The following is a 22,927-nucleotide window of genomic DNA, read 5'->3' as shown; positions in this document are numbered from 1 at the left end:
TGCCGTCGCTGGTCGCCAGGTCGTCCAGCAGCGCGGCAACCCGCGCCCCGCCCCGCCGCCGTGGACTCCGACCCCAGGGGCATCGAGCGATCATGTCCCGAGGTGCGGTGATGGCTTCCTGTCAGGGACGTTCCACGGCCCCGCGGGTGGGGGAGGGCGCGGACGATGTCCTTCTGCCACCGCTCGGCGGTTGGTGATGATTTCATGGGGCGAGTCAGGGTGCTCCCCTTCTGCGACGGGGTACCCGAGTGTGGAGGAGGGCCCCATGACAACAAGCTCGATGGACCGGGCCAACGGGCCGACGAGCGGCACCGGGCCGGTAGCGAACAAAGAGTGGGCTGATTTACCCGAACGGGCCGCCGGACTGGTCGAGTTGCTCCGGTGCAATGCCGCCCGCACCGAGCAGGACCGGCGGGTCGCCGAGGAGAACATCGCTGCGCTCGATGCGGCCGGCTTGTTCGGCATCACGATGCCCGAGAGGCTCGGCGGTCGCCAGGCGAGCATCCGCACCCTGGTTGAGGTGAGTTCGGAACTCGGCCGCGGTTGCGGATCCACCGCCTGGATCACCAGTCTGATCAACATCTCCGGCTGGCTCATCGGCCTCTATCCCCAACGCACGCAGCGTGAGGTCTACGAGGCCAACCCCCGCGCCCGCGCCTGTTCCGCCCTTCCTCCCCAAGGCACGAGCGAGGCGGCCGACCGAGGGCAGACCATCACCGGACAGTGGCGCTTCGTATCCGGCTGCCTCCATGCCGAATGGGCACTGCTCGGTACGTCGGTCATCGGCGCGTCCGGCGAGCAGCCGGACCAAGGGCTGGCGCTGGTCCCGATGGACCAGCTGACGATCGAGGACACCTGGCATGTGGCTGGGATGCGCGGCACCGGAAGCAACACCCTTGTCGCCGACGGCGTCTTCGTCCCTGCGCACCGCATCCTGTCGGCAACCAAGGCGAGGAGCGGAGAGTACCCGACCGAGTTCAAGAACGAGGCCCTCTACCGCGCGGCGTTCGTCCCCACGCTCGCCCTGTCCCTCGCCGGCCCGCTGTTGGGCCTCGCCCGCGGCGGACTGGAGCTGGTGCTGGCTTCTCTCGCCGAGGGGCGCGGCATTTCACACACCCTCTACGAGGAAGTCCGCGAGGCACCTGCGACACAGACGCAGCTCGCCGAGGCCGCTCAACTGATTGATACGGCCGCCCTGCACCTGATGCGGGCGGCCGACGACGTCGACAACTGGGCGGCGAGCGGCCGGTGCATGCCCCTGCCCGACCGCGCCCGGGTGCGTGTGGACATCGCCACCCTCGTCCGCCGCTCACGGGAGGCGCTGGACATCCTGCTGAGCGTGCAGGGGGCCAGGGGCTTCGCCGACGGAAACCCATTGCAGCGCATCTGGCGGGATCTGGGGACCGGCAGCCGGCACGCGATGATCAATCCCGCCATCGCGGCCGAGATCTACGGCCGGGCCCTGCTCGGTATCGAGGAGCAGGTCACCCCCCTGATCTGAGTGGCTTGCCGAGCAACTGATCCGAGTTGCTTGCGAGCGTCCATCACGCCGGCGCTGCCACCGCCGTCCTCACCTGCCCCGCCCCGATCAATGCCATCTCGGCGGTCATTGTCACGGTCGCTGGTCGTGAGTGAGTTGCTTCCGGAGTTCCCGTACCACCCTGATCCGCTGGCGACCGGGTCAGTGGTGCCTTCCGCTGCGGTGTGTGCCTGCTGTGAGCGTCAGCGCGGGTACCTCTGCACGGGCCCTGTCCACACGCCCGCGGATCTGGACGACCGGTTGTGCCCTTGGTGCATCGCCGACGGGAGTGCCGCCGAACGGTATGGGGTGAGCTTCACGGGTGGTATCGACGGGGACGTGGCGGACGCGGTATGGTTGACGGTCGACAGCCGGACGCCGGGCTTCAGCTCGTGGCAGCAGGATCAATGGCTGGCCCACTGCGGCGACGCCGCTGCCTTTCTCGGGGTGGTGGGGGCGGCCGAGCTCGTGGAATTCCCCGACGTCGTGGAGACATTGCGGCAGGAGGCCAGCGGCTGGGACTGGCCACCGCAGAACGTCGAGCACTACCTGGCCTCCCTGGACAAGGACGGCCAGCCGACCGCGTATCTCTTCCGGTGCCGGGTCTGTGCAACCCACCTTGCCTATTCGGACTTCACGTAGCCCCACATGCCCGACCAGGATCACGGTGCCGACCCCGGGCCCGCGTCTTGCGGTGTCCAGCACCGACCAGCATCGACCAGCTTCCCGAACGTGGCCCAGCCGTCCTGAGGGGTCCTGATGAGGTGCGGTCGGTGGCCCTGTTGAGCTACAAGCAGGCGTTGCTGCGCCACAGCGAAGGTGGGAAGTCGCTGCCGGATTGGCTGGGGCGGTGCCCGAGGTGAAGGGAGAAGGCGTCGGGGAGAGGCCAGTAGCGGCGGCCGTGACCATGCGGGACGGCCGTGTGTTGCTGGGCTCTGTCCGATAGGTCGCTTCGCCCCCCCGGCGCCCGCGATCAGCAGATCCCACTGCCATACGGGATCTGCTGTCTCGCCGGCAGCGCCTCCTGGCGGATCCCGGGGCTTGCGAGAATGGGCACATGCAAGATATCCACGGCTTTCCCGACATGGATGAGGTACCTCCCGTACTGCGGGGCGTCCTCGCGCAGGACAAGGCCGAGCGGGCGGCGCGGGTGCTGACGTCGGAGGAGGCCGTGGCGTTCGCCAACTGGCCGCGCGTTCGCGCGGAGGCCGAGACGCGCTGGCTGGCCGCAGTGTCCGGCGACGACGGCCTCCTCGGCTTCGAACCGCCGGCTCGCCCCGACAGTGCCTGGATCTTGCACGCCATGTACGAGGACCTGCGAAGCCCGGCCCCCCCGGCCGACGCAGACGCCGCGACCGGTACGGAACGCACCGGCGACGAGGACGACGAAGACGAAACGGACTGGGCCGCGCCCCCGAGGCCCCACTGGCAGTGCCTGCGCTGGTCCGAGCTGGCCGGACGCGTCGGCGACCCTGTCGTCGAGGAGGGCTCCTACCCCGACCGTTACCCATTGTCCTCATGCCACTCCGAGCCCCGCGGTCGGTCGGACGACATCCTGTGGTCGAACGAGGGCAGCCTCGACTGGGAAACCTGGCACCAGCTGATCGACGTGCTCATGGAGTACAGCTCGGACGGCCCGGACACCCGCTGACTGGTCCACTTCTGCCGGAACATGTTCTACTACCACATTCCAACGGTGCTCACCGGCCGCTTGGGTGACGCCCACGACCTCTACCACCACCCCGACCTGGTGGCCTTCAGCCCCTCCAACATCTGGCCCGTGGACCGGTCTTGGGCTACCTTCACCCACTTCGACCTCCACGGCACCAAGGTCGCAGGCCCCACCACGCTGATCGAACGCCTCCTCAACAACCCTGGACTCGAAGCCCTCCGTCTCCCCTGGAGACCCTGACTTCGGATCGCCGACCTATCGAAAGCTATCTGCGGTGGCAGTTCCCGGCGGGCAGGTCGAGGACAGTCAGACCGCCGAGCAGGCCGCTGTGCGGGAGACGTTGGAAGAGACCGGTCTGACCGTCGAGGCGCCGAAGCTCCTCGACGAACGGGTGCACCCGAAGACCGGCCGGCTGGTGTCGTGCACGGCGTGCAGTGTGGTCGCCGGCGCAGCGTACGTCGCCGACGAGGAGGAGCTCGCCGAGGTCGCCTGGATTGCACACAGCGAGATCCCCGAGTACGTGCTTTACGGCCTGTTCGGGCCGGTGCAGCAGTACCTCGAAGGCGAGTTGGCCGTATCCGAGTAATGAGCCGCCGACGATCCCCGCCCTTTCCTGGTGGGGCTGCTTCGCGTCTGAGCGCGCCGGTTCGGCGGCTGCCCATCGCGTTGGCCGGCGGCCTTCCTGGTTACCGAGCGGGCTCAAGGGCCAGTCGAACGCTTACGTCACCGCGCGGTGGAGCCGACCCCGCCGGAGGTGACTCCACCGCGCAGCCGGGCGGGCATTTACTCGTGGGCGCTGATCACGCCGCCCGCACTGAGCACGATGTATACGCCGTTGGCGTCGAGCCCGGCGTCGTGCTGGTTCGTCTCCAGCGTGGCGTCCACCGCGCCCTCGTTGCCGAGGATCTGCGCGCGGTACCGCAGCTCGCCGATCTTCGTGACCTTGGCCGTCCAACCGCCCGCGAGCTTGAAGGTGCCCGGTCCCTGGTGTCCGCCGCCCATCCAGGAGTGGACCTGGCCGCCCAGCGTGAGCGTGACGAACATGTCGTTGGCGTCGAGCCCGGCGTCGTGCTGGTTGGTCTCCAGCGTGCCCAACACCTGACCGCTGTGGACGATCTTGGCGCGGTAGTGCTGGGCGCCGAGCTCGTAGATCTCGGCCTTGCTGCCGTCCGGCAGGGGCTGGGTGCGGACCGGGGATACCGTCTTGGCCGTGGCGGCGTGCGAGCTGCCCGACCGCTTGCCCGCAGCGCCCGCCTTGGTGTCGACCTTGGCACCGGGGCGCGCCTGGGCATCGGAGCCCTGCGCTCCGGCGGAGCCCGCGCCGCTGGAGTCGGCGGCGGCCGTGCTCGTGTCCGTGTGGCCCGCGGGCTTGGTGCCGGTGGCCTCCGAGCCGGAGCAGGCGGTCAGGGTGAGGGCAGCGGCTGCGGTCAGGGCTGCGGCGGCAACGCGCAGGGTGCGGCGACGCGCGGCGCGGACTGTGGTGCTGGAGCTCATTTCGGGTCCCCCGGGGCAGTCGGTGTCGTTGTTTCCTCGGTACGTCACCCCACTCTGATCGGAGCCGCTATCGCGAGGCTGCCGCTCCGCTAACACCCCGCTAACACTGCTGTGAGCAGGGGAAGGACGCCAAGGACAACCCGAAGAACCAGGCCACGACGTCTAGTTGGGAAACCCGCAGCTGCTTGCCGGAACCACGGGCATCCGATGGGTCAAGGACCTGGCCGCAGGTGTCCCGCCCCACGGCGACCGGAACGGTCAGGGCACTCATACGTCACGCGACCCACCACTCTCGCCTGCTTCGGATGGAACGTCGCTTGTGCGATGAGCGCCGCGCCAGATCATTTAGTGATCGTTTATTGAGGCTCGGCAGGATGTGAGGTGTCGAGAAGGATCCTTCACAGGGGACGGTATGGCCAAGCTGTATCTGGAGAAGCTCAAGTGCGTCACGACTGAGGGCTGGAGCGGCTTCGATGAGCCGAGGCTCGTTGTCCAGGATCGCGGCACTGTGTGGAATGGAACGGTGCTGGGAGATCGGATGTACACCGTCAAGTACGACTGCGACTTCACAGGGACGATTGCTGTCTCTCTGGGGGAGGCCGGCGCCTTGGGTGGGGATGGCAAGCTCGGGGAGCAGTGGATCACGGATACGCCTGGTGAGCGCAGTCTGCGCTTCAGGGCGGACGGTGCTGAGTACAGGCTGCTGTATGCGGTGGAGTAGGTAGCTCGGCCGGTAGCAGGTAGAGGCGGCGGTTTCCAGGGGCCGTCGCAACACGTGGTTGTGTTGATCAAGCCGCGAGCAGTTTGTGCAGGCGCTCGGTTGGGTTTCCCAGCCGGGCGTTTTGCGTGGGCGGCTGTTGAGTTCGGCAGCGACGGCGTCAAGGTGTTCGCGGGCGTGGGCGGCCATCTCGCTGCCCTGCTCCCAGGTCAGTCAGATGGCCAGAGGAGTGGGAAGTCTCCCCACGGTCTCCACCTGGGCGTCGCAGACCTGTGCGGCACCTCGACCATGAGGCAGGTGCACGAGCATGACGTAGCGGGTGGCTCGCTCGACCAGCGTGCCGATGGCGGAGGCATTGCCCTTGCCGGTGATCAGGCCGTCTGCCCGATGACCGGGTACGGTCCGGCCGTCGGCGTCGGCGGGACGGCTGGCACTGCTGGCCTGGCGGCGTGGCTTGCGCATGGTCCGGCCCGTGCGCAGTGCTCGGGCCGGCTCACGGGGTAGTCCGCCGCGGCCTTGGACGGCACGTCTACCTCGGTGCCGTCACCGCCGCCGCTCTCCTCATCTGGCTCCGATCATGATCCGGCAGGCGAGAGCGAGAGCTCGGCGAGTTCGCCCAGAACTCGGGCCGCCGGTGCCGGGTCGACCAGCCACTTCAAGTGGCTGCTCGTCAGCGTACGGACGTCGTAGGGGTTCTCCGGCGTCAGCGCGTCGCCCTCGCGGATCATCCGGTCCTGCATGGCGAGCGTCACGCTGGTGTCCTCGGTGAGCCGGATGTACGTCTTCGGGATCCGCCCCCAGGTGTCGGCCTGCGCCCGGTCGTCGGGTGTGCCGACGTCGAGGCTCTCGTCGGGCTGGAAGGTGTTGAGGAAAACCATGAACTCCTCGTCCGTCCCGTCGGCGAGGAACGCCGCCTTGAAGGCCGCGAGGACGCCAGGGTCGGCGGTGCGGAAGTTGGAGCGCAACAGCCCGAGCTCGACAGGGTTCCCGACCATCGCCGACGCTATGCCCGTGGCGTCAACCGTGGCCATCTCGGGCTCGGCATAGTAGGCGCTGACCTCAAGGTCGACGGGGCACCAGGCGGAGACATAGACGATGCGGTCGATCAGGTCGGGCCGCTGGTTGGCCGCGACGGTGGCGGTCATGCCGCCGCGGCTGTGGGAGACGAGGATGACAGGCCCGTTCTGCTTGGCCCGCTCCAATATCCCGATGAGGTGCGCGGCGTTGTCGGCGAGCGTGACGCCCTTGATCGCCCCGGGCGTGGTGGCGAGCCCTTCGAGGTCCTGCGGCGCCTGGTAGGCGCGCGGGTACGTCGCGGCAAACCCGTGCCCTGGAAGGTCGACGGCGACGGAGCGGTGTCCGAGGAGGCCGAGTTCGGCTTGGAGTGGTGCGAAGGAGAAGGAGTTCGCGAAAGATCCGTGAACCAGTACGAACGTCGGTTGCATCTACCTGCTCACTTTCTGGCCTCTGCGGCATCGGCGGCACGCGCAGTGCCCGATCCGACGCCGCGAACCACCTCGCGGCCGAGGTCGGGAAGGAGTCGTCGTCCCGCGGCGCACCATCCCCGTCGCAGAGGCGCCTTCGTGCATGGCAAGCGCCAGCGGTCAAGCGCGGAGTCACGAGGGCCGCTTACGAACAGCTGCCCATCATCGGATGCTTCACAGTACTCAATGAAAGATCATCCGCACTACTCGTACGAGTCCTTCCGCTTGTGTACTTCGCCCCGCCCCTGCACGACCTTGGCTTCGACGGACGGGCTTTCCCATCACCGCTGTTGTGCGCGGACCATTTCCATCATGTCCCGGTTTGCGGGAAATCCGAGGTGAAACCGGTGGAACCCCGGCCTCTGAGGAGCGTCACTCCGCCGAAGGTCGAGGAGGCGCCCCCTAGTTCAGCCCGGCGATGAACTCGCTCAGCAGACGGTTCGCCGAGACGGACTCGAACAGGCACGCCGGTGGGGTCCCTTGTCATGCCTCCATGGTCACGGGACACCGGATCTGCGCGGCACCGGCGTGCGGACAAGATATTCGGGAAACCCGCCAAGGCCGAGCAGATTCCAAGGGTCAACGACGCCGATCACCGGTCTCCGCGACGAGTTCCATCTGATATCGCCCTGGCGTTTGGCCGACCATCGCGGTGAACGCTTCGATGAAACTGGTGGGGTTGGCTCAACTCAGCCGGGTGGCCGTGTCGATGACCGCGTCCCCTTCGACCGATCTGACACCGCCTTGCGGCAGGCACTCGACCACTTGCCCGCCGGCGCCGACGGAACCCTGAGGCGGCCACTCGACGGAACCCGCGTCGCCGCGGCCGGCACTCGTTCGAGCACCTTTTGAGCACCGACCCCTCGCTGAACGCCCGCACGGCCCGGCGGCTGTCCACGGCTTCATACACATCCACGCCTTCTCGCTCTCTCGCTCAACACCAGCCACCTCCCTATCGCCTTCAGCGCGCACAACAGGCAACAAGGTGGTCCGGATCTCATTTGTCGGCGTGCCGGTGGAGGGGCGCGGTTCGGCTCCGCGTGGAGCCGTGGACGCCGCCAGGAGTGTGTGTCGCCTCATGCAAAGAATCTCAAAAACACAGTCCCCCGGCACAGACCGTCATCCAATGGTCAAACGCACGACCTACCGTAGGCCGCCGTCGTCAACTCACGGAGGCCCCACCACTCATGTACCTGTTTCGTCATCGCACGCCGGCTCCCGGCCGCCGGGCCAAGTGGTCGGCCTCTCTCACAGCCGGCGGCCTCGCTCTCACACTTCTCTCCGGTGTCATCGCGGAGCCCGCCGCTGCCGCACCAGGTGCCTCCGAGGCGGGCCCCGGCACGGCAACAGCGTCAGCCGGGCGTTTCGTCGTCTACGACAACACCGCCTACCGCGACGTCGACCTGGCCCGCTACGGCGCGATCCCGTCAAACGTGGTCTACGAGGGGTACGTTGCGGCCCTGAACGGGAGGACGCGTCCCGGGACGGAGCTGGACCTGCCGCCCGAGGCCGCGTACAAGGACCTGGTCCGGAAGCATGCGAGCAAGCCGGGTCCCGTCGTCCTCGACTTCGAGTCCCTCTACCTCACCGGCACTCCCGACACGGCCCAACGGCATCTGGAGAAGCTGGAGAAGTTCGCCCAGTGGGCGCACGAAGCCCTCCCCGGCAAGGTGATCGGCTTCTACGGCGTACTCGGCAACACCACACCGCGGTACTACCCGCTCGCCCGGCAACTCGCCCGGTATGTGGGCGCGTTCTTCCCCACCCTGTACACGTTCGATGACAACCGCGCGGCCTGGCGGGCGAAGCTGGTCAAAGACCTTGAGGAGGCCAAGGCCGTCGACCCCGGCAAGCCCGTCTACCCCTACCTGTGGCCGCAGTACCACGACGGGACGCCCAAGAGCCCTCAGTTCCTGTCGGCCGACCACTGGAGCTACGAGCTCGACACGGCGCGCCGGCTCGTCCCCGGGGTGGTGATCTGGAGCGGCGCGTGGCCCGTCACCGACAAGGGCTGGATCACCGCGACCGAGCGGTTCATGGCGACCATCGCCAAGTCGCCGACGGCAACCCCGTCGGCACCCGGCGCCGGTCCGGCCGCCACGCCCACGCCACGCGGCGCCCTCACGCCGGCAACCGGTGTCAGCCTGGTCGCCGACTCCACGGCGTCGCCCGACACGGACGACGACGGCAGCCCCAAGGTGACCCGCCTTGCCTCCACGGGCGGTGCCGCCCTCCCGATCGTGCTGGCCGCCTGCGGGCTCCTCCTGGCCGGAGCCGCGGTGTTCGCCACCACACGTCGCCGCCACCGCCACTGAGCTCTATCCTTCGCCGATCGTGCTCGAAGGCCCGGATCGCCATCGGGCGAGCCGGGCCCCGGTGCCCGGGCCACCGCTCCGGGGCTCGGCGGACTCCACCGTCGTCCGTGTCCATCGGCACCCCGCCGGCGCCCGCACAGACACGCCCGGAACCGGGATCGCACGCCTGGTCCGCTCCATCAGCGACCTCGCCGCCGTCGTCGTCCGGCAAGCCGATCCCGAGGCCGGAGCCGATATCCACCGCCGGCTCGGACTCAGGCCCACCTGCATCCCCGGCAGCCGAACCATGAGAGCGGAGACCGCCCCGGAGCGGCGGCACCGTAGCGGATCTTTGACCGCACGCACGGTCGCAGCACCGGCGAACGCCCTTGTGAGGAACGGACCGCTGGTTGCCGTGCCCGATGGCCGACTCCGGTACGCAGTCTCGGTCCGGGTCGGGCAGCGGGTCGCGGAGTCGGGCCAGTCGTCATCGCGCCCTCGCGGCCTTGGCGAAGATTCGATGGCCGGAAGCGCCCTCTTGCCTGCGCTCGCCGCTCGCCGCTTGCCGGTGCCTTCGCCGCCGCACCAGAGATCTGTAACGGCTGAGGTCACGGCGGTTGGAGGCCGAGTCCGGTCTTGGCGATGAGGCCCTGGAGGAGGTAGGGCGGTACTGCATCCGATTCAGCGGAGTCTTCACCAGCGCGGTGAGCTGGTCGAGGCTGTGCTTGGTGAGGTTGGCCAGGGACCTCTTCAGATGCGACCACCTGCCCTCGACGGGGTTGAGCTCGGGAGCATGCGGCGGCAGCTGGCAGACGGTCAGCAATAGTCCGGCGGTGATCAGCTCGCGCATGGTGCGGCTTGCGGCTGACGTGCGTGTTCAAGTTGTCCCACACCAGCACGACGGGGCCCCCGGTCTGCCCGGTGCCCGCCGCACCTGCTTCCGCTGGGATCAATCGCTGGGAGGAGCTCAGCCGCCTAGAAGCCAGGAGCCGCTCAAGACTCTTTGAAGACCTTCGGTGATCGGGGCTGTTCCGACCTGAGCAGCTCCGGAATCGCGCTCATGGCCGTTGTCGGCGTTGGCGGTGCCAGCTCCGAGGATGATCAGTACTGAGGCCGCTACTGCTGTAGCGAGAGCGGTCAGGTGCTTCATGAGGGACCTCCACTGGTCAAGGCAACTTGTCGGCAGGATCATTCGCCGTCCGTCCCCCCGCCACCCGAACCTCCTCCAGATGGCGGCCATGTCACTCCAACGCTGCGCCGGTGCTACTTGGGCAACTCCGGCTCAGGTGGTCGTGGCCTCGTTCGCGGAGTTCCTCACCGAGGTCCTGGGCCCATGTGTCACACAGCCTCCCCCCGAGCACGCGAGAGCCGCACCCGGGAGGGTGCGGCTGGGCGGAGGGCGCCGGACGTTGCTGGCTGCTCAACGTCCTTCGCAACGGGCCCGCTATGCGGCGCGGTTGGATCAGCCGCAGTCGGGCGTCATCGAGCCGACGGGTGCGCCGCTCAGTTCCTTGTCGCCGAAGCCGTCGATCTCCTGTTCGGAACCGGCGAAGTGTGCCTTGTCATTGAGGCGCACGATGCAGCCGAAGGTGTCGGGGATCGGGTTGCGCGCCGACAGGGGCTTGATCGCCGGGTCGAGGGAGTCGACCTCGGGGAAGGTGAAGCCGGCTTTGGTGACCTTGACGTTGAGCCGGTAGAGGATCTGCCCGGTCTGGTGCGGCCCGCTGAAGAGGCAGAACTCGCCTCTGCGGCAGGCGTTTGACGCCTCGGAGGCGTCGGCGGCCGAGGCGGTGGGGGTGACGGCTGCCGAGAGGCCGATGACCGTAAGGGCGGCTAAACCGAGGCGTATGACGCCATGTGACATGAGAACTCCTTGAATGGGAAACGAAGGGGCAAATCCTGCCGCGGGTCAACCTATCCAAGATCAATTCACGGTCAATGGGCCTTAACGGAATCAAGATCACTTCCAGCCAGGAACCGGCGGCAACGGTTGATCGAGCGCCCCCGATGAGAGTCCGTGCGTCTCGACCTGCGGGCCTTTGTCACGCTCAATCTGCGGCTGGCATCCAACGGCCCAAGTTCCCCCCGAGGTGCCGGCATTGCAGGTCGACGGCAAGAGTGACGGCCCAGCGCCGGTGTTCCGGCCAACAGAACTCCGGGCCTGCCGTGTTGCCCACATCTCGACCGCGGTTGCCCGCGCAGCTTCCGGGGCGGCCAGGGGTGAGCGCGGGATCAGCGGCGCTTCCTCGCCCCACGGCAGGGCGCCAGATCGTAGGCGAAGAAGGCAGGCTGGTCACCGGTGGTCTGTGCCAGGGTGCGTGCCGGTGCCTGCCGGGTGTCGCGGTCGAGCTGTCCGCTGGTGGCCAGCCGGCGCGGCTTCTTCCCGGCAGCCCTGTCTGCGCCGGGCGACGTCAGGTGGGACAGCTCGGCATGGACGCGGGCGCCGGCGTCCCGGGGCAAGGCGCGTCAGGCGTCAGGACTGGGTACGGCCCGAGCCGTCCGCAGCCTCGAACCGATGGAAGACCCGCAGGTATGCGGCGAACCCGCCCGACAAGAGCTGGGCCGTCACATGCCCAGGCCTGGTGTCGGGCGGCTTCAACCGAGCCTGTAGTCAAGCCGGTTCTGGACCGTCGTCATGTGGCCCGCGGATCCGCAGTGAGCTCGTCGCGCAGGGTGCGGCGCACAAGGGTGGCGGCGTGCGCGTCGTCCATTCGCGCTCCTCTGACACGGGTCCACCGTGACGGCACCTGTCGGTATGTCCCCATCCACGGCCGTGCCGGCCGGGACGCCGCAGATCGGCGAGGGTGGCGTCCGTCTCACCGCTTCTCGCCATGCCCCGCAATATACGGAAGGCGGCGCACGGGGATTGTGGTGCGCCCCCGTGATGCGCGATCACCACCGAGGATTAGTTTAACTGGGAACTGAGTCGGTTATTCCGCTTGTTCGATATTGACAGTTGGCGTCAGTATTTCGTTCGCGTTGCCCATAAAAGAGATCGTGAGTGTGTGATGTTGCGGGCGTGATGGGGGCGTGCGTGGAGATGAGAGGCGCAAGATCACCTATTGGCGCCGGGTGAGTGCAATCTGTGCGAGTCGCGCCCCATTGTCGATATGAGGGAGTCATATTTAATATCACTGCATGGATATGCGGGTCCGGGTAAACCGCAGCCGGTCTCCTCTGTCTGGAATTCGTCTGCGCGCGCATGACTGAGGACTGGGCTGGCCGTCGTCCGCTCGGGTACTCCCGACGGCTCACCCTCCGGCACGGTGCCGCGACTCCCCTATCCATGGCAGGTGACCTGCGGCTCAACGTCCCCATAGAAGAAAGGAAAAGAGTCATGACCTACGAGCGTCCCACCCTGGCCAAGGCCGGCAGTTTCCGCAAGGTGACGGGAATCGGCATCAAGGGTCCGAAGGATGTCCTCGGCGGCAAGAACCTCCTCTGAGGTGCCTACGGGGCCCGCTTTCACGGTTTGAGTCCTCTGGAATTTGACCGGTGACGAGCGGGGTCATCCCCGGGGTCGGGGGGTGATGGCCTGTGTCGTGCAGGGACATTCACCCCCCGATTCCCTTTCGTTCACCGTATGTTGCCCACCGCCCCGGCGACCGGAGGTAACGGAACCGTGAATCGCTTTACGTTCCTGTCCGAGATATCGACATGGTTCCTCGTCCTGCCCGACACGCCCGACAAGGCGGTCGAGGCCATCGTGGCGAAGGCCCGCCCGCACGCCCTCCAGTCCATCCCGCACCCCTCCGACAGGCCGTGGCTGCTGGGGCGTTGGCCTCAGGACACCCTCACAGTGGGAGGCGTCGGTGACGCGAATGTGGCGGTCCTCGGCGAACATGCGGTGACGGCAGTCGAGGCGACGCGCGCCGCCACTGCGGTGCGGACCACCGGGTCCCTGGACGTTCTCGACCGGTTCGCTGCCGCTTGGCCCGGAAGTTTCCACCTACTGGCCCGTTCCGCCGACGCGAGCCTCCGCCTCCAGGGTGGCGTCGTCGGTGTGCGCAGGGTATTTCACGGGCGTGCCGGTTCCACGGCCGTGGCCTGCGATCGCGCTGATGTGCTCGCCGAGCTCCTCGGCGCCTCGCTCGACGAGGACCGCTTGGCCCTCCAACTGCTCGCCATGGGCCTGCCGTACCCGCTCCACACGGTCCCCGTCTGGCGCGGCGTGGATACCGTGCCGGTCGGCCACCAGCTGACCATCGGCCCCAACGGGCAGGCCCGGACCAAGGGTTGGTGGACACCGCCCGCGCCCGACATCCCTCTGCGCGAGGGCGCCGCCCGCTTCGCGGAGGCGCTGACCACGGCCGTCGATGTCCGGACCCGGGGGCGCTCCCTGGTCAGCTGCGATCTGGGCGGACTGGACTCCACGGCGATCTGCTGCGCCGCCGTGGCCGGTGGAGCGAAGGTCGTCGCCTATACCGCCGACTCCCGCGACCCGCTCGCCGACGACACCCTCTGGGCGAGGCGCACCGTCGAGGCATTGGGTGTGGTCGAGCACCATGTCATCGACGCCGACTGCGTGCCCCTCACGTTCGACGGCCTCGACGCCTTCGACGAACTCCTCGACGCGCCCTCAGAGATGGCCGTCGACCACAAACGGCGCATGAGTGTCGTACGAGCGGCGCGGGAGTGCGGGTCGGGTCTGCACCTCACTGGCATCGGCGGCGACGAATTGCTGAGCGGATGTGTGGCGCGACTGCACCAGCTCGTCCGGACCCATCCGCGCATCGCCATACGTCACTTGCGAGGCTACCGCGCCAAGTACCGATGGAGCCGACGCCGGCTGGCTGGTCAGCTCGTCGACCGCCGCTCGTATCCGGCCTGGATGAAGCGGGTCGCCGCGGACCTCGCCAAGCCGCCGTCGCCCGCGAACACACCGGTGCTGCAGTGGGCCGAACCGCCCCGGCTGCCGCACTGGACCACCCCGGAGGCGGTGGCCTCGGTGCGCCGGCAATTCCTTGCCGCGGCGCCCGTCGCCGAAGCCCTGGCACCGGACCACGGCACCCACCGTGAGCTGGTCGCGATGGAGGCCCTCTCCCGTTTCGTCCGCCACATGGGGCAGTTGGCCGGGCCATGGGGAATCGTCTGCTCCGCGCCGTACTACGACACCCAGGTCGTCGAGGCGGCGCTCGCGGTACGGCCCTGGGAGCGGATCACGCCCTGGCGGTACAAGCCCCTCATCGTGGAGGCGACGCGCGGCATCGTGCCGGAGGTCAGCCGGACCCGCGCCACCAAGGCCAATGCCTCGCTGGAGGAGGAGGCCGGACTGCGCGAACACCGCGCCCGATTGCTGGCCCTGTGCGAGGACTCCCGTCTCGCGCGGCTCGGCCTGATCGATACCGTCGCGCTGCGCGACTGGTGCATGCGCCCGCTGGACGTGGAGACCGAGAGCGCGCTCCTGCACACCACCGTGGCCTGCGAGTTGTGGCTCCGCTCGCGCGAGGCCAGGCACCTCTGAACCATGACTCGTCGACAACCCGATCGAGGGGGACAGATGGATACGCTGCGACTCCGCTCCGGCGTGCTGATGACCGAGACCGAGTACGGCATGGCCCTGCTCGACCAGTCCACGGGGGAGTACTGGACCCTCAACCCCACCGCGGCCCTCGTCCTGCGCGTGCTGCTCGATGGCGAGCCACCCGACCGGGCGGCCTCCGCGCTGACCGAACAGTACGCCGTGGACCCCACGGAGGCGGAACGCGACGTCCATCGCATCTTCGACGAACTGCGGTCCGCCAACCTCGTCTCCGTCCAGCGCCGCCTCGGAAGGGCCGGGGGGACACCGTCATGACCACTCCAGAGGCGGTGCCGTATTGCCCGGAAGCCGTCCCCTTCGGCCGCCGTTGGGCCGCTCGGTTCGCCGTCGGATGCGCCCATCTGCTTGCCACCCAGCCCCCCGGACGCATCTGCACGCTCCTTCGCCGGCTACGACGCGGCGCGCGCCCCGCCGGCCTGCAACAGACGATGGACGCCAGGGACTCCGTCCTCGCGGTCAGCCTCTCCTGCGGCGGCCAGAAGGGATGCCTGCCCCGGTCACTGGCCACTGTGCTGCTGTGCCGGATGCACGGTCAGTGGGCCACGTGGTGTGTGGGTGCCCGCAAGCGGCCACCGTTCGCCGCCCATGCCTGGGTCGAGGCCGATGGCGAGCTGGTGGGCGAGGGTTGCCCGGCCGACTACTACCAGCGCTTCCTGACCGTGGAGTGACGTCGTGAGCGTGGATACGCGAGCGGAGCATCTCACCACCGCTCAAGCCGGGTCGGGCCACGCCCCCACGACGCACCCCGCCCGGTGCGCCCTCGCCCGGCAGCTCATGCCGCAACGCGGCCCCATCCTCGGCGGCACCCTGCTCGGCCTCCTCGGCGGTGCGGCGGGTCTCGTCCAACCCCTCGCCGCCAAGCGCCTGGTCGACGAGCTCGGCGCGGGTCACCGGGCGACCGGCGACATGCTCGCCCTCGGCGCCCTCGTGCTCACCGGCGCCGTCCTCGTCGCCCTGGGGTACTACGTACTGGAACGGGCCGCCGAATCCGTGGTCTGCGCCGCACGACGCCGTCTGGCCGGCCGGCTGCTCCGGCTGCGCGTACCGGTGGCCGAACGCCATGACCCCGGCGACCTCATCGCCCGCGTCACCTCCGACACCACCGTGTTGCGCCAAGTCGCCACCCAGGCCATGGCATCGGCCCTCACCCAGACCGTCATCAGCCTGATCACCGTGGGCATGATGGCCCTGCTCGACCCCGTGCTGCTGGTCGTGACCCTGGCGGTGATCGCGCTGGTCGCCGTCGCCTGCGGCGGCATCGTCCCCCGGATCGGACGCGCCGCCCAGCAGACCCAGCAAGCCATCGGCGACATGGCCACCGCCTTGGAGCGCGCCTTCGGCGCCTTCCGCACCATCAAGGCATGCGGCGCGGAACAGCGTGAGATCGCTCGGCTCCACGAGGCAGCCGAGCACGCCCGGCGCACCGGCGTGCGCGCTGCCTCATGGGAAGTCGCTTCGGACACGGTCACCGGGGCGGCCACGCACATCGCCTTCCTCGCCGTGCTCGGTGTGGGCGGGGCACGGGTCGCCGCGCACGCGATCAGCGTCTCGACACTGGTCGCTTTCCTGCTCTACCTCTTCTCCCTCGCGCCACGGGTCGGCCAACTTGCCGCAGTGGCAGGACAGTTGCAAGTCGGTGCGGCAGCGGCCCTGCGCATCGGCGAGACCGAGGACCTGCCCGTCGAGGAGACCACGCCCATCACTTCGCACACCGAGCCGCCCGGCCCGGCCGCCGTCGCCTTCGACAGGGTGAGCTTCGCCTACCGGCCGGGGTCGCCCGTCGTCCACCGCGACGTGTCCTTCACGATCCCCGCCCGCGGCATGACCGCCTTCGTCGGCCCCTCCGGCGCGGGCAAAACCACCGTCTTCTCGCTCATCGAGCGGTTCTGGGAACCCGACGCGGGCCGCATCCTGCTCGACGGCCGGGACACACGCCACTGGCCCCTCGCCGAACTGCGCGCCGCCACGGGCTACGTGGAGCAGGACGCACCCGTCCTGGCGGGCACCCTGCGCGACAACCTGCTCCTCGGCTGCCCGCACGCCACCGAGAACCAGCTCCGCACGGTGCTGCGTCGCGCCCGGCTCGACACCGTCGCCGACCGGCTGCCCCAGGGACTCGACACCCCCGTCGGCCACCGGGGCAGCAACCTCTCCGGCGGCGAACGCCAACGCATCGCGATCGCCAGGGCCTTGCTGCGCACACCCCGGCTACTACTCCTCGACGAGGCCACCTCACAGCTCGACGCCGCCAACGAAGCCGCCCTGCGCGACACCATCGCCGACCTGGCCCGCACCACAACCGTCCTGGTGGTGGCGCACCGCCTGTCCACCGTGACCAACGCAGACCGCATCGTGGTGATGGAGGCCGGGCGCGTCCGGGCCGTGGGCACACATGCGCACCTGGTCCAGGGCGACGCCCTCTACGCCGAGCTGGCGGCGACGCAACTCGTCAACTACTCGGCCGTGGACGACTGAGCTTGTTGACTCGGATCGATACGGCTTTGTTCATGCTCCCGACTGGCGTTTCACAGAGGTGGCCCTCGGGCCGGGACGGAGTGAAGCGGGAAGACACCAGCCCATCCGGGCCGGCGCCGCCCAGTGCTCCAGCCGTAGATGTGATCTTGCTGGCGGGGCCGTGGTCATGGAAGGGATCGATATCGGATCGCGTGAGGTGCTCGCCAGCTGGCACGCTGCCCTCATGGATCATGCAGAAGTGCTGCTCATTGGTGGGCGGGCCGGTGTCGGCAAGACGACAGTGGGATGGGAGGTTTCGGCGTTGCTGCGCGAGGCGGCGATCGCTCACGCCGTCATCGAGGGTGACTTCATGGGGCAGGTGCATCCAGCACCAGAGGGGGATCCTCACCGCACAGAGATCGTCGAGAGCAACCTGAGTGCGGTGTGGGCGAACTTCGCCCAGCGCGGCTACCGACGTCTGATCTACACGAACACCGTGAGTGTGCTGCCAGAGGCGACGGGCATGTTCGAGCGTGCCATGGGCGCCGATGTGCGGATCGTACGAGTTCTGCTGACTGCCTCCGATGCCACCGCCCGCAAGCGGCTGATGGGCCGGGAACTCGGCTCGGAGCTGGACCAGGAGCTGAAGGGCAGTGCTCGCAAGGCCAGGTTGCTGGATCAGCGGGCTCCTGCGGAGACCGTGCGGGTGGTGACGGATGGGCGGGCTGTCGTGGACATCGCGTGCGAGGTGGTGGCTGCCACCGACTGGGCTGGGCAGCACTCCGCGAGCAGACCGTGATCGTGCCGACGGGCCCGCCCGGAGATGGGTGCGGGCACCGTTGATCACCGATGTGTGAAGACTGAAGATCAGTGGGACTGAGGGCGTTGACGCGGTCGTGGGTTTTCCGGCGGTGTCCTGCGGTGTTCCCACGGGAAGACGCTGTCACGGTCTGATTTCCGCGCTGACAGCTATGCTGCGCGGCGTGATCAACTCGTATGGCAGCCTTGACGATGCTGGGGTGGCGATAGCTGCGGCACGTACATGGCGCGGACATCGTGCGCTCCATGTACGGCCAGCGGCTCACCCGTATCGAGAAGGGCGCTGGGGACTTCGCCACCACCGCCGACATTGAGGCCGAGGAGTCGATCGATCCTCAGCTTCCTCCTTACCGCTCGGCCCGATGATGCCGTTCTCGGCGAGGAGGGTGGGCAGTTGGGGGCCACGGAGGCCGCGCGCGGCCAGCCCCACTGCCAGCCTCCGCGTTCTGCAGGACCAGCACCTGGCGAAACGGGACGCAATCCAGGAAGGACGTCTGCGAGCCCTGCAGGACGTCGAGCAGCAACGCCGTGGGGAGCGACAGGCAGCGGCCAATGCGTAGTTGGAACGTTCCCTGCACACGTCGTCCGTCCGCGCCGTCGAAGTCGTCGCGGTCTTCACGGCCGCCATCGCCTTCGCCGTCGGATCGCTTCAGGTCACCCTCACCGGGAAATTTCCCCTGCGCGATCGTCTGTGTCTCCCAGCCGCACAGGGCGCGGGTCTGGCTCTCTTCGCGCTGCTGACAGTCGGCGGGACATGGCTGATCACCCGGAGCCATCACCAGCGAGATCGCGGGAACAAGTGACAGGCGTCTTCGACGCCGGACCTCCCTCCATCCCCAGCCGTGCGGTCCAGCATGCTCTGTCGTGCCGTACAGCAGCGAAGTACAGCAACCACGCCGACCACAAGTGGCCGTCATCCCCCGTAAGGCCAGTTGATCAGGCCGAACGACCCCAGCGACCTTGCCGCCGGTACCTGCCCGAGGCAGCCTCTAAAGATGCAGGCCCGTTCGTCACCGATTCCAGCCGCCCGCGCCTGGCGCCGGATCCCTCAGTCGGTCGATCCTCGGCGCTGTGCGGCGCGATGACGGCGGTAGTAGGAGATCGTGACGGCTGCGGTCAGCGGGCCCCAGAGGGCCATCGGCTGGTAGAGAATGCCGACGAGCAGGTGCCCGGTGTGTGTCATGTCCTCGTGCGGATACGTCCACCACCAGGGGACGTTGACCCAGAGCACGGTCAGGGCGACTGCGCCCAGGGCGGCAGGGGCGACAGCGGCCATGGGACGGACCCTGCGCCCTCCGACCAGCGGTATCCAGCGCGGGATGACTTCCCCCCACGGTCGTACCAGGCCGATCGTCAGGAAGGCGACCAACTCGCAGAGCACGCTGAGCGTCAGCATCCAGGCCTTGGACCCGAGCGTCTCGAAGGGTACGAAGCCCGCCTCGGTGTAACCGGCGGGGTATCCGAGCACCATGGCGATGCGCCACAGCCCACTGGGCAGGACCACCAGCGTGGTCAGGTGTGCGGCCCATACCGCCCAACGGGGAGGTGCCGCTGCGGATTTGGTGGGAGAGGAGAGCGCGTGAAGGTTCATGTGACTTATCCTCAGACACCCCCCGACGCTTTCCGTCAGCCTGAGCGGCACACTCGTATGAGCCTCCGGCACGAGACGTGCGCGGCGTGATCGGGCAGGGGGCGGAAGCACAGTCATCCTCCGCGACGATGTGTCCGGCGGGTCGGTCGCCTCCGCCGCAAAGACTGGCTTCGGTGACAAACGGCCTGGATTCATTGGCGAGGGACAACGGGTTCCGGAGGCGGTTGGTGATCGACTGACTCGTGAATGCTGATGAGAGATGACGGCACTGCGGCGACCGACAACGTGGGTGTCGGTGCACTCGCCGGTGAGATGCCCGACCGAGTCCGGAGCACGCTCGCCTGCAGGAACCCTGCCGGCGATCATCTTGACCTCAAGCTTGATTGAGGTCATAGCTTTCCTCTAGTTGATCACCACGCGACAGGAGAAGGCGCATGATTCTCGTGACAGGAGCCACCGGGAACATAGGAAGTGCTCTGCTCAAAGAGCTGCATGCGTGCGGTGCCGGACCACTGCGGGGGCTCACCCGCGACGCTGCGCGGGCCTCGTTCCCCGAGGGCGTGGAGGTGAGTGAAGGTGACTTCGCCGACATGGCTTCCCTGGAGCCCGCACTGGAAGGAGTGCGCTCGCTGTTCCTCGTGTCGCGGATGGGTTCTGACGCCGACATCCTCGACGCCGCCCGGCAGGCAGATGTCGCGCATGTGGTGCTCATGTCGTCCATCACCGTCCAGACGCATCCGCATCTGGGTCCCGCCCGCGAGAACATGGCTGTCGAGCGGCTGCTCAAGGACAGCGGCATGGCCTGGACGGTTCTGCGGCCAACGCAGTTCGCCTCGAACGCCCTGTGGTGGGCGGCGTCAATCCGCGAGCACCAAACGGTCCGCGTGCCGTATGCAGACACCGGGCTGCCCACGATTCACCCTGCGGACATTGCGGCGGTGGCGCGAGTGGCCTTGACCGAGCCCGGTCACCAGGGGCAGACGTATTCGCTGACCGGGCCAGAGAGGGTGACGGCCCGGCAGCAGGTGAAGGTCATCGCAGCGGCCTTGGGGCGGGAGGTGCCGTTTGCGGAGATCAGCCGGGAGGAGGCCCACCAGCACATGTCCATTTTCCTCGGAGCCGAGGCCGCGGATGCGGTGCTGGATGTGACAGGCGGGGACGTCAACGACGAACTCCTGACGGTGCGCGACACGGTCTCAAGGGTCACCGGATCCCCCGCCAGGCCGTTCCACCAGTGGGTTTCGGAGAATGTCTCCGCCTTCCGCTGAGTCGCCCTTCCCGGAGCACGTTCATGCGTAGTCGGTTGGGACGCTCATGCCTGTGCCGAGAGTGGGAAGCCCAGCAGCCCGTCAGAGGGGGGCTGGCCGTCGAGGCGACGACATCGGAGGTCAGCCCATTTTGATCAGAGGTCAGCCCATCTTGGCCGTCGGCCAGCAGCACAATCCCCGCAGCCACTGCGTACTCGACCGGCTCGGCGTACTGGCCCTTCGCCTCCAAATCCTGCGGCAACGACCGCCAATACTCCAGCAGACGTGGAACCTGGCTCGGCTCCCGTCCTGCTCGAAGAACCGACGCACCGCCGTCCGTTACGACGTAGGCAAAACCGTCAGATGGCCCGAGAGTCTCACCGACGACCAACTCAATCCCTGAACACGGCGTCAGAAGGGGACACACGCAGCCCGGCATCTCGCAATCGAAGCAGTGCCCTCCCCATGCACTCGGCAACCGAAGCCCCGTCGGCCCGCATACCGTCGCGCAACGGCCCGCCGGAAGTGGCGAAAGTCCACGCCGGCAGCCCGTCACGCATGCGCTCCGCCTCGACCCGGATCATGGCACCGGCACCCTGCTCGCCGAGCCATTCCAGGATGAGCAGCGTCGCCTCCTCGATGCCACTGTCCAGGTCAACCTCGGGCCACCGGGCACGCTGTCGTCGCCCACCGGCCGGGCCTGGGCTTCTACAACCAGAACGACGAACAAGCGATATGGACCTCCACCCAGTGGGCCGAGCACCTCGACGGCCCGCTGGATGGAGCACCCCTTCACCGCCAGTCCTCAGGGCGCTCGATGCGCCATCCTCCACATGGACATCCTGCTCCATCCCGACGAGCGTGCCCGGACCGGACCGGACCGGAGTGGGCTGAGGTCGGACACCGCCTTGCTCGCGCCGCGGGCATCGAAATCCCTGGCGACGAGCACGGCTGCCGCTGGGGCGCCATCCAGGCCCAGCCTCTTGCTGGAGCCCTGGCCCCGCCATGGGTTCCGGTCCTGCCACGGGCCCTGTGGAGTGGGCCTGCCTGGTAGTTCGCTACAGGCGCGGGGTGCGCGCCTCGATCCGGTGGTCGAAGGCGGCACCGCCGACGCCGACCGTGGTCACCCCGCCGTCGACGGTGAGGACGGCCCCGTTGACGTAGGACGCGGCGGGCGACAGCAGCCAGTCGATCGCCTCGGCGACCTCCGCCGGATCACCCGGCCGCCTGGCGGGAGTCAGCCGGTTCGCCTCCTCGTACGCCTCCTCGACGCCGCCCGCCAGCCCCGCCTCCGCCGCGAACCGCGCCATCCGCTGGTCGGCCATCTCTGTACGCACCCAGCCCGGGCACACCGCGTTGGCCCGCAGCCCCTGCGGCCCGTAGTCGACGGCGAGGGAACGGCAGAGGTGGAGCAAACCTGCCTTGGACGTCGCATAGGCGGCGTTGCCGGCGCTGTTGCGGAGCGCGGCGACCGAGGCGACGGCGACCACCGCGCCGCGGGTCGCCAGCAGGTGCGGCAGCGCGGTACGCAGCAGCAGGAATGGGCCGGTGAGGTTGGTCCGTATCAGCTCTTCCCAGTCCTCGATCGCGGTGTCGCCGACCGCGCCGCCTCGTCCGATTCCGGCGTTGAGCACCAGACCGTCGAGTCTCCCGTAGGCCGTCACCGTCGTCTCGACGAGCTCGCGCACGGCCTCGGGGTCGGCGGCGTCGGAAGGGTGGGCCAGCGCTCCGGTCTCCTCGGCCACCCGGCGCAGTGGCTCGGGCCGCCGCCCGGAGATCACGACCTGGTGCCCGGCCGCACGGAGCAGCCGGGCGGTTGCGGCCCCGATTCCCGTTCCCCCGCCCGTCACCAGGACAACACGCTGTTCCGACATGGTCGTTCGCCTCCGAAGGTGGTCAGCTTCCGGTTCCCCGCACCCCGAGCATACGAAGGGCCGGCACCGCCGGGCCTACCGGGTGCAGCTGCCGTCGGCACCGCGGCTGGGTGCGGGGTGAGGAACGACCGCGGCGAAGGGCAGCGGCGAACAAAGCATCGGTTGGTCGGTGGAACGGTCACCGTAGGAGCAACGTCTCTTTGCCCCTTGCCGACCGCT

At 68.5% G+C, this 22,927-nt stretch carries 21 protein-coding genes and 3 pseudogenes; 15 read left to right on the top strand and 9 right to left on the bottom strand.

From position 1 onward, the window contains the following. The first annotated feature begins 265 nt into the window (after positions 1 to 265). From IEZ17_RS29735 to IEZ17_RS29715, 5 genes and pseudogenes are all read left to right on the top strand, one after another. Positions 266 to 1,501: an acyl-CoA dehydrogenase family protein gene (locus IEZ17_RS29735; RefSeq protein ID WP_229852781.1), complete on the top strand. Its 1,236-nt coding sequence runs from the start codon at positions 266 to 268 to the stop codon at positions 1,499 to 1,501. Between the two features lie 90 nt (positions 1,502 to 1,591). After that, entirely contained in the window at positions 1,592 to 2,161 is a 570-nt protein-coding gene (locus IEZ17_RS29730) for a CbrC family protein (protein ID WP_189305508.1), read from the top strand. A 442-nt stretch (positions 2,162 to 2,603) separates the two neighbouring features. After that, positions 2,604 to 3,170 (top strand): hypothetical protein, encoded by a 567-nt coding sequence (locus IEZ17_RS29725; protein ID WP_189305507.1) that lies wholly within the window; start codon positions 2,604 to 2,606, stop codon positions 3,168 to 3,170. 45 nt (positions 3,171 to 3,215) lie between these two features. Further along, positions 3,216 to 3,431: a hypothetical protein gene (locus IEZ17_RS29720; RefSeq protein WP_189305596.1), complete on the top strand. Its 216-nt coding sequence runs from the start codon at positions 3,216 to 3,218 to the stop codon at positions 3,429 to 3,431. Further along, positions 3,419 to 3,777, top strand: a pseudogene (locus tag IEZ17_RS29715) (NUDIX hydrolase). Before IEZ17_RS29720 ends, IEZ17_RS29715 begins: the two are co-directional and overlap by 13 nt. A 197-nt stretch (positions 3,778 to 3,974) precedes the next feature. Here the strand turns inward: IEZ17_RS29715 and IEZ17_RS29710 are convergent. After that, positions 3,975 to 4,685, bottom strand: coding sequence for a hypothetical protein (locus tag IEZ17_RS29710; RefSeq protein ID WP_189305505.1), 711 nt, complete (start codon positions 4,683 to 4,685; stop codon positions 3,975 to 3,977). 412 nt (positions 4,686 to 5,097) lie between these two features. Between IEZ17_RS29710 and IEZ17_RS29705 the strand changes: the two genes are divergently transcribed. After that, positions 5,098 to 5,406: a hypothetical protein gene (locus tag IEZ17_RS29705; protein WP_189305503.1), complete on the top strand. Its 309-nt coding sequence runs from the start codon at positions 5,098 to 5,100 to the stop codon at positions 5,404 to 5,406. 67 nt (positions 5,407 to 5,473) lie between these two features. On the opposite strand, the pseudogene IEZ17_RS43070 reads toward IEZ17_RS29705, so the two are convergent. Both IEZ17_RS43070 and IEZ17_RS29695 read right to left on the bottom strand, forming a co-directional pair. Continuing rightward, positions 5,474 to 5,925 (bottom strand): annotated as a pseudogene (locus IEZ17_RS43070) (transposase); the annotation flags it as partial. 53 nt (positions 5,926 to 5,978) lie between these two features. Continuing rightward, positions 5,979 to 6,848 carry an alpha/beta fold hydrolase gene (locus IEZ17_RS29695; RefSeq protein ID WP_189305499.1) on the bottom strand — a complete coding sequence of 290 codons (870 nt, stop codon included), beginning with the start codon at positions 6,846 to 6,848 and terminating at the stop codon, positions 5,979 to 5,981. A gap of 1,226 nt (positions 6,849 to 8,074) precedes the next feature. Here IEZ17_RS29695 and IEZ17_RS29690 point away from each other — a divergent pair. Next, a complete protein-coding gene (locus IEZ17_RS29690; protein ID WP_189305497.1) occupies positions 8,075 to 9,202 on the top strand; it encodes a hypothetical protein in 1,128 nt (375 codons plus the stop codon). Between the two features lie 587 nt (positions 9,203 to 9,789). Here IEZ17_RS29690 and IEZ17_RS29685 read toward each other — a convergent pair. The 4 genes and pseudogenes from IEZ17_RS29685 to IEZ17_RS29670 all read right to left on the bottom strand — a co-directional run. After that, a pseudogene (locus IEZ17_RS29685) lies at positions 9,790 to 10,098 on the bottom strand (transposase); the annotation flags it as partial. Between the two features lie 50 nt (positions 10,099 to 10,148). Beyond that, a complete protein-coding gene (locus tag IEZ17_RS29680) occupies positions 10,149 to 10,331 on the bottom strand; it encodes a hypothetical protein (protein WP_189305496.1) in 183 nt (60 codons plus the stop codon). A gap of 312 nt (positions 10,332 to 10,643) precedes the next feature. Continuing rightward, the gene (locus IEZ17_RS29675; RefSeq protein WP_189305494.1) at positions 10,644 to 11,045 is read right to left on the bottom strand and encodes a hypothetical protein; all 402 of its coding nucleotides are present in this window, start codon (positions 11,043 to 11,045) and stop codon (positions 10,644 to 10,646) included. 368 nt (positions 11,046 to 11,413) lie between these two features. Then, on the bottom strand, positions 11,414 to 11,641 hold the full coding sequence (locus IEZ17_RS29670) for a hypothetical protein (protein ID WP_189305492.1): 228 nt from the start codon (positions 11,639 to 11,641) through the stop codon (positions 11,414 to 11,416). An 877-nt stretch (positions 11,642 to 12,518) separates the two neighbouring features. On the opposite strand from IEZ17_RS29670, the gene IEZ17_RS29665 reads away from it, so the two are divergent. From IEZ17_RS29665 to IEZ17_RS29630, 7 genes are all read left to right on the top strand, one after another. Then, the gene (locus tag IEZ17_RS29665) at positions 12,519 to 12,626 is read left to right on the top strand and encodes a keywimysin-related RiPP (protein WP_189305489.1); all 108 of its coding nucleotides are present in this window, start codon (positions 12,519 to 12,521) and stop codon (positions 12,624 to 12,626) included. 177 nt (positions 12,627 to 12,803) lie between these two features. After that, positions 12,804 to 14,645 carry an asparagine synthase-related protein gene (locus IEZ17_RS29660; protein WP_229852780.1) on the top strand — a complete coding sequence of 614 codons (1,842 nt, stop codon included), beginning with the start codon at positions 12,804 to 12,806 and terminating at the stop codon, positions 14,643 to 14,645. A 36-nt stretch (positions 14,646 to 14,681) separates the two neighbouring features. Then, on the top strand, positions 14,682 to 14,978 hold the full coding sequence (locus tag IEZ17_RS29655; protein ID WP_189305485.1) for a lasso peptide biosynthesis PqqD family chaperone: 297 nt from the start codon (positions 14,682 to 14,684) through the stop codon (positions 14,976 to 14,978). Then, positions 14,975 to 15,391, top strand: coding sequence for a lasso peptide biosynthesis B2 protein (locus IEZ17_RS29650; protein ID WP_189305483.1), 417 nt, complete (start codon positions 14,975 to 14,977; stop codon positions 15,389 to 15,391). The genes IEZ17_RS29655 and IEZ17_RS29650 overlap by 4 nt, the downstream gene beginning before the upstream one ends. A 106-nt stretch (positions 15,392 to 15,497) precedes the next feature. Further along, a complete protein-coding gene (locus IEZ17_RS29645) occupies positions 15,498 to 17,198 on the top strand; it encodes an ABC transporter ATP-binding protein (protein ID WP_189305582.1) in 1,701 nt (566 codons plus the stop codon). 223 nt (positions 17,199 to 17,421) lie between these two features. Continuing rightward, positions 17,422 to 17,976: an ATP-binding protein gene (locus IEZ17_RS29640; RefSeq protein WP_189305580.1), complete on the top strand. Its 555-nt coding sequence runs from the start codon at positions 17,422 to 17,424 to the stop codon at positions 17,974 to 17,976. A gap of 580 nt (positions 17,977 to 18,556) precedes the next feature. Continuing rightward, a complete protein-coding gene (locus tag IEZ17_RS29630; RefSeq protein ID WP_189305481.1) occupies positions 18,557 to 18,799 on the top strand; it encodes a hypothetical protein in 243 nt (80 codons plus the stop codon). Positions 18,800 to 19,044: 245 nt separating this feature from the next. Here the strand turns inward: IEZ17_RS29630 and IEZ17_RS29625 are convergent, their stop codons facing one another. After that, a complete protein-coding gene (locus IEZ17_RS29625; protein ID WP_189305479.1) occupies positions 19,045 to 19,587 on the bottom strand; it encodes a hypothetical protein in 543 nt (180 codons plus the stop codon). A gap of 434 nt (positions 19,588 to 20,021) precedes the next feature. Between IEZ17_RS29625 and IEZ17_RS29620 the strand changes: the two genes are divergently transcribed. Beyond that, positions 20,022 to 20,855 carry an NAD(P)H-binding protein gene (locus IEZ17_RS29620; protein WP_189305478.1) on the top strand — a complete coding sequence of 278 codons (834 nt, stop codon included), beginning with the start codon at positions 20,022 to 20,024 and terminating at the stop codon, positions 20,853 to 20,855. Positions 20,856 to 21,892: 1,037 nt separating this feature from the next. On the opposite strand, the gene IEZ17_RS29615 is transcribed toward IEZ17_RS29620, so the two are convergent. Then, positions 21,893 to 22,708, bottom strand: coding sequence for an SDR family NAD(P)-dependent oxidoreductase (locus tag IEZ17_RS29615; protein ID WP_189305476.1), 816 nt, complete (start codon positions 22,706 to 22,708; stop codon positions 21,893 to 21,895). Positions 22,709 to 22,927 lie beyond the last annotated feature (219 nt).

The sequence above is a fragment of the Streptomyces albospinus genome (assembly GCF_014648695.1).
Lineage (GTDB): Bacteria > Actinomycetota > Actinomycetes > Streptomycetales > Streptomycetaceae > Streptomyces > Streptomyces albospinus.
Note: the sequence above shows the minus strand (reverse complement) of the source record. Positions and strands in the feature narration are given on the sequence as shown.

Coding starts and splice junctions, on each gene's coding strand:
- IEZ17_RS29735 (WP_229852781.1), top strand. CDS start 266: ATGACAACAAGCTCGATGGACCGGGCCAACGGGCCGACGAGCGGCACC.
- IEZ17_RS29730 (WP_189305508.1), top strand. CDS start 1,592: ATGCCATCTCGGCGGTCATTGTCACGGTCGCTGGTCGTGAGTGAGTTG.
- IEZ17_RS29725 (WP_189305507.1), top strand. CDS start 2,604: ATGGATGAGGTACCTCCCGTACTGCGGGGCGTCCTCGCGCAGGACAAG.
- IEZ17_RS29710 (WP_189305505.1), bottom strand. CDS start 4,685: ATGAGCTCCAGCACCACAGTCCGCGCCGCGCGTCGCCGCACCCTGCGC.
- IEZ17_RS29705 (WP_189305503.1), top strand. CDS start 5,098: ATGGCCAAGCTGTATCTGGAGAAGCTCAAGTGCGTCACGACTGAGGGC.
- IEZ17_RS29695 (WP_189305499.1), bottom strand. CDS start 6,848: ATGCAACCGACGTTCGTACTGGTTCACGGATCTTTCGCGAACTCCTTC.
- IEZ17_RS29690 (WP_189305497.1), top strand. CDS start 8,075: ATGTACCTGTTTCGTCATCGCACGCCGGCTCCCGGCCGCCGGGCCAAG.
- IEZ17_RS29680 (WP_189305496.1), bottom strand. CDS start 10,331: ATGAAGCACCTGACCGCTCTCGCTACAGCAGTAGCGGCCTCAGTACTG.
- IEZ17_RS29675 (WP_189305494.1), bottom strand. CDS start 11,045: ATGTCACATGGCGTCATACGCCTCGGTTTAGCCGCCCTTACGGTCATC.
- IEZ17_RS29665 (WP_189305489.1), top strand. CDS start 12,519: ATGACCTACGAGCGTCCCACCCTGGCCAAGGCCGGCAGTTTCCGCAAG.
- IEZ17_RS29655 (WP_189305485.1), top strand. CDS start 14,682: ATGGATACGCTGCGACTCCGCTCCGGCGTGCTGATGACCGAGACCGAG.
- IEZ17_RS29650 (WP_189305483.1), top strand. CDS start 14,975: ATGACCACTCCAGAGGCGGTGCCGTATTGCCCGGAAGCCGTCCCCTTC.
- IEZ17_RS29645 (WP_189305582.1), top strand. CDS start 15,498: ATGCCGCAACGCGGCCCCATCCTCGGCGGCACCCTGCTCGGCCTCCTC.
- IEZ17_RS29640 (WP_189305580.1), top strand. CDS start 17,422: ATGGATCATGCAGAAGTGCTGCTCATTGGTGGGCGGGCCGGTGTCGGC.
- IEZ17_RS29625 (WP_189305479.1), bottom strand. CDS start 19,587: ATGAACCTTCACGCGCTCTCCTCTCCCACCAAATCCGCAGCGGCACCT.
- IEZ17_RS29620 (WP_189305478.1), top strand. CDS start 20,022: ATGATTCTCGTGACAGGAGCCACCGGGAACATAGGAAGTGCTCTGCTC.
- IEZ17_RS29615 (WP_189305476.1), bottom strand. CDS start 22,708: ATGTCGGAACAGCGTGTTGTCCTGGTGACGGGCGGGGGAACGGGAATC.